Here is a 4,555-nt window from a genome sequence, read left to right as displayed (position 1 = left end):
GGCCCAATGTCCGGCGAAGTCATCCGTGCAAAGTTGGTTTTCCGGGTCCTGTCCAGACTAAATTGTCGTTTGTTAACTGATTGAAATACAGTAGAATATGTTCATATTGTATTGTCTTTGTGTTGTTGTGGCTATTAAATGAAGTACAAAATTCTAATTTATGAGCAGACTTTTAATAAATAAAAAGTTAATGGATAAATGTAGTGGTAGTCTAAGATGAGAAATGGACTAATCTGAAAAAATGAATATTTTTCCTCTCTCTCTTTTCATTTATCCATGTAATTTCTTTTATGACATAAAAACTAGCAGCATTTTAAGATATTAAAAATCAAATAGATTGAATAATTACTCTTGTTGAATGAATTCGACGTAAATAAAGCTTTCTGGAATGATTTATCTATCTTTTTATGCTATTTTGCAGAGAAATGTTATTGTGTGATAGCTTAAGGTAATAAGGAAAGTAGATGTTAGAACTCCATTCAGGAGTCCATAGTGTGGTTTATTTTAAACCAATAAGTAGTTTCTTTTAAAGGTAGGAGATGTTCCTTTTAAACCAACGACATGTTTCATTATATCAAAACTTGTTTTCGATAGTAGGAAAAAATACATGTTTATAAAGAATTATGCTATATATATTCAATAAAAGGAATATATATAATGTAAATGTGACTTTCTTTTTTCTATTTAGCAATTCAATAGAATCTTAATTCTTCTGCATATATGAAAAATAGAACATAATTTGAAATAACTAAGATGAAATATTTCAATCTTTACCTAGCAAGTTTAGCTCGAAGTTCTTTTAGTCTTTTTGCAGCCTGTAGATTATCAACCTTTATATATCTCATAAATGCAGATGGACTCTTATGCCCGGATATGCGCATAAGTTCTCCGGCAGGAAAGCCGGATAAGTACATATTTGTGCAAAACGATCGTCGGCAAGTATGAGAAGAGATCATCTCCCATTTTTCATAGACTCTCTTTTCCCGTTCTTTCCCTTTCTTGCGAACAACTTCGATCTTCTGTTTTAGTTTTGCCCTTCGCCCTAATTCTTTAACCCTTTCGTTGAATATATATCTAGGAATTTTAGGTAAATCATAGTTGTACTTCTTGAGTATTTCCGGTACATAATCGATCATAGGAATTATGACAGCTTTATGCACTTTTCTCTGTTTGAGATTTATAATCTCATTATCTAAGTCAATATGTTCGGGACTTAATGTTGAGAGATCACTATATCGTAGTCCTGTAAAACACCCAGTAATAAAAACATCTCTAATCTCTTCCAATTGCTTATCATCTGACAAGTCTAACTCGTGTATTGTTGAAAGTTCCTTTTCACTTAAATAAATAGCATCAGTTTCTTCTTCTACGACCTTAAAATGCTTCAAGTCAATTGGAGGAATAACTCCTTTATCTATTTGATAATTAACAAATCCCTTTAACAAACGTATAATTTTTCCTGCAGAATTAGTGAGCAAGCCAACACTCCCATCGGGCTTTATAACCTTATAAAATAAATAGTCCATGAATTCATTATAAAATATAAGATTCAAGTTATGAAAAGTAATTGGTTGCGATGAATGTTCTTTGAAAGCGATCAGATGTTTGCGAAGTGTTCGGTAGTCCTTTATTTGATCTGCAGAAACAACTGGAGCTTTTTCTGTAATATATCTTTCTAATGCGTCAAAGATATCTACCCGATTAGGACGTAACTCATATTCTCTATTCTTTTTTAGTTCAAGTAAAACAAAATCTACGGTTGGACTTATTCCGTTTATCTTAGCATATGTAAGAATTTCTCCAAGCTTGGATGTTATTCTAATCAGGCAGGCATCAATTTCATCATAGTTTGGACAAGCGCGCTTAATCCATCTCTTTTTAGAATCCCAGTGTTCCGGTTTAATACTGTATCCAGTAGAGATAAGCGTACGCTTAGTTCGATTGTAGTTATATCGAACATAAAGGACAGTAGTCCCCTCTCGAGTGACGTACCTAGGTTTAATATATGGAGTATATTTTGCGATAGTAAAATCTGTATTGCTTTCGTATTGCAAAGTTACAAAAGCTATCCGAAATGAGCAATATCTCATCGTTAAAAGCTAGAACCTCCAAAAACATTGTACTATCTTAATAAAAGTGGATAAATATTGCTCAAAAAGGAAAAAAACTACTCAAAGCACACTGTAAGAGACTTATTTTGCACTTTAAAAACACTCAAAATATGAAAAAAGAATAGATTTTGTCCTTTCTTGAACACAGATTTTCCTAATATTTAGCATTAATTCCATTATTTTGTAGTGTTGCAAATAAAATGCTATGGAAAAACAAATGGATTTGTATGACTCTTGGGTCCTACCTGAAACACACAATTCTATATAAACTTTTCCTCTAGCATTTATAAATATTCGACAGTACTGATTTTAATATATTATTTAGGTATAGCGATAAGAAAGGTAAGATTGCATTTAAAAGGTAATAGTAAGAAGGTAAAAAGAGAAATAAAAGAAAACGTAGGGTTTGTTTTTCTTTATAGGTAAACAAGATTGTAGATGGGTAACCTTAAAATTGTAGATTAATTAGAAAATATTTATGAAGAAACTACTAACAGTAATGGCCTTTTCGGTCGGTTTATTCGCAAATGCTCAAACCGGCAACTTATTTAAACCAGTAAAAGAGATAGCGCTACGTACTCCATCGGTACCTATCGTTGTTTCAGATCCTCACTTCTCTATCTGGTCTCCTTATGATAAATTAATGGAAGGAAGTACAGAACACTGGACTACAGCTAAGAAACCATTAGTAGGGGCTTTACGCGTAGATGGTAAAGTGTATCGTTTCCTGGGTAAAGATCAAGTAGCTCTAATACCTATCGCTCCCATGACAAATGTGGAACGTTGGGAGGCTGCATATACTAATAGTCAACCAGCAAATGGATGGCAAGAATTCCAGTTTGATGATAGTAGTTGGAAAAAAGGTAAAGCTGCTTTCGGTAGCCGTGATATGCCACGTGTTCGCACAGAATGGAAAGGAGATAATACAGATATTTATATCCGACGTACATTTGAAATAAATGATTTAGATTTAACAGAGAATATTTTTCTTATTTATTCTCATGACGATGTATTCGAATTATATTTAAATGGAGAAAAACTGGTTGCTACAGATCTCGTATGGAAGAATAATGTAAACCTAAAACTTTCAGATGAAGCCAAGAAAAAACTTCGTAATGGCAAAAATGTGATTGCAGCGCATTGTCATAACACAACTGGAGGATCTTATGTGGATTTTGGTTTATATCGTGAAAAGAAAAATGCAGTAACATTTGAAAATGAGGCTGTACAGAAATCGGTAGATGTACTAGCCACTTCCAGTTACTATACATTCACCTGCGGACCTGTCGAATTAGATGTTGTATTTACAGCGCCTCAATTGATAGATGACTTGGATTTGTTGTCAACTCCGATTAACTACATCTCCTATCGCGTGCGTCCTCTTGATAAAAAAGAGCATGATGTACAATTCTATATAGAAACGACTCCAGTATTAGCAGTGAATGAGACTACTCAGCCTACTATTGCACGTACATTATCGAAAAATGGTATTAGTTATGTAGAAGCTGGCACCATCAACCAGCCGATATGTGATCGTAAAGGTGATTTGATTTGTGCTGACTGGGGATATGTATATCTTGGTAGTGTAAATGGAGCAGGAAAATCTATAAGTTTGGGTGACTATAGCGGAATGAAGGAAGCTTTTGTTAAAAATGGAACTTTAGCTTCAAGTAAAACCAAATGGGTTACTCGTCGGGAAGAAAATACTCCTGCAATGGCTTATGTACATAATTTTGGAACTGTTACCAAAGATGGTAAAGATGGTTTCTTGATGATCGGTTATGATGACATTTATTCCATTGAATATATGTATGAGAAACGTATGGGATATTGGAAACATGATGGTAAAGTGACAATTTTTGATGCTTTCGAAAAACTGAGAGATAACTATCAATCCATTATGGAGCGTTGTCGTGCACTTGATGAACTTATTTATAGCGATGCAGAAAAAGCAGGTGGTAAAAAATATGCAGAAATATGTTCTGCTTCATATCGTCAAGTGATTTCCGCCCATAAACTTTTCACAGACAAAGAAGGTAACCTGATGTGGTTCTCTAAAGAGAATAACAGTAATGGTTGTATCAATACAGTCGATCTGACCTATCCGTCCGCCCCTTTGTTCCTCGTTTATAATCCAGACTTGGAAAAAGCCATGATGACTAGCATTTTCGAATATAGTGCAAGTGGGCGTTGGAATAAACCTTTTGCAGCACATGACCTTGGCACTTATCCAATAGCTAATGGACAAGTTTATGGTGGTGACATGCCGATTGAAGAAAGTGGTAATATGGTGATTCTAACTGCAGCTATTTCAAAAATTGAAGGTAATGCCGATTATGCTAAGAAATATTGGGACATTTTGACAACATGGACTAATTATTTAGTAGAGTATGGACAGGACCCGGAAAACCAACTTTGCACGGATGACTTCGCCGGACATTGGG

General features: G+C 34.3%; 2 protein-coding genes. One reads left to right on the top strand and one right to left on the bottom strand.

What is annotated here, in order from left to right:
- Positions 1-770: 770 nt before the first annotated feature.
- A complete protein-coding gene (locus tag DW173_RS15170) occupies positions 771-2,054 on the bottom strand; it encodes a site-specific integrase (RefSeq protein ID WP_117685409.1) in 1,284 nt (427 codons plus the stop codon).
- A gap of 535 nt (positions 2,055-2,589) precedes the next feature.
- Here DW173_RS15170 and DW173_RS15165 point away from each other — a divergent pair.
- Positions 2,590-4,555, top strand: a 1,966-nt coding sequence (locus DW173_RS15165) for a glutaminase domain-containing protein (RefSeq protein ID WP_120144724.1), incomplete at its 3' end; no start/stop codon positions are given.

Source organism: Bacteroides sp. AM16-13 (assembly GCF_003602705.1).
GTDB classification, from domain to species: Bacteria; Bacteroidota; Bacteroidia; order Bacteroidales; family Bacteroidaceae; genus Bacteroides; species Bacteroides xylanisolvens.
The sequence above is the reverse complement of the archived record's forward strand: the minus strand, read 5'-3'. Positions and strand labels throughout refer to the sequence as shown.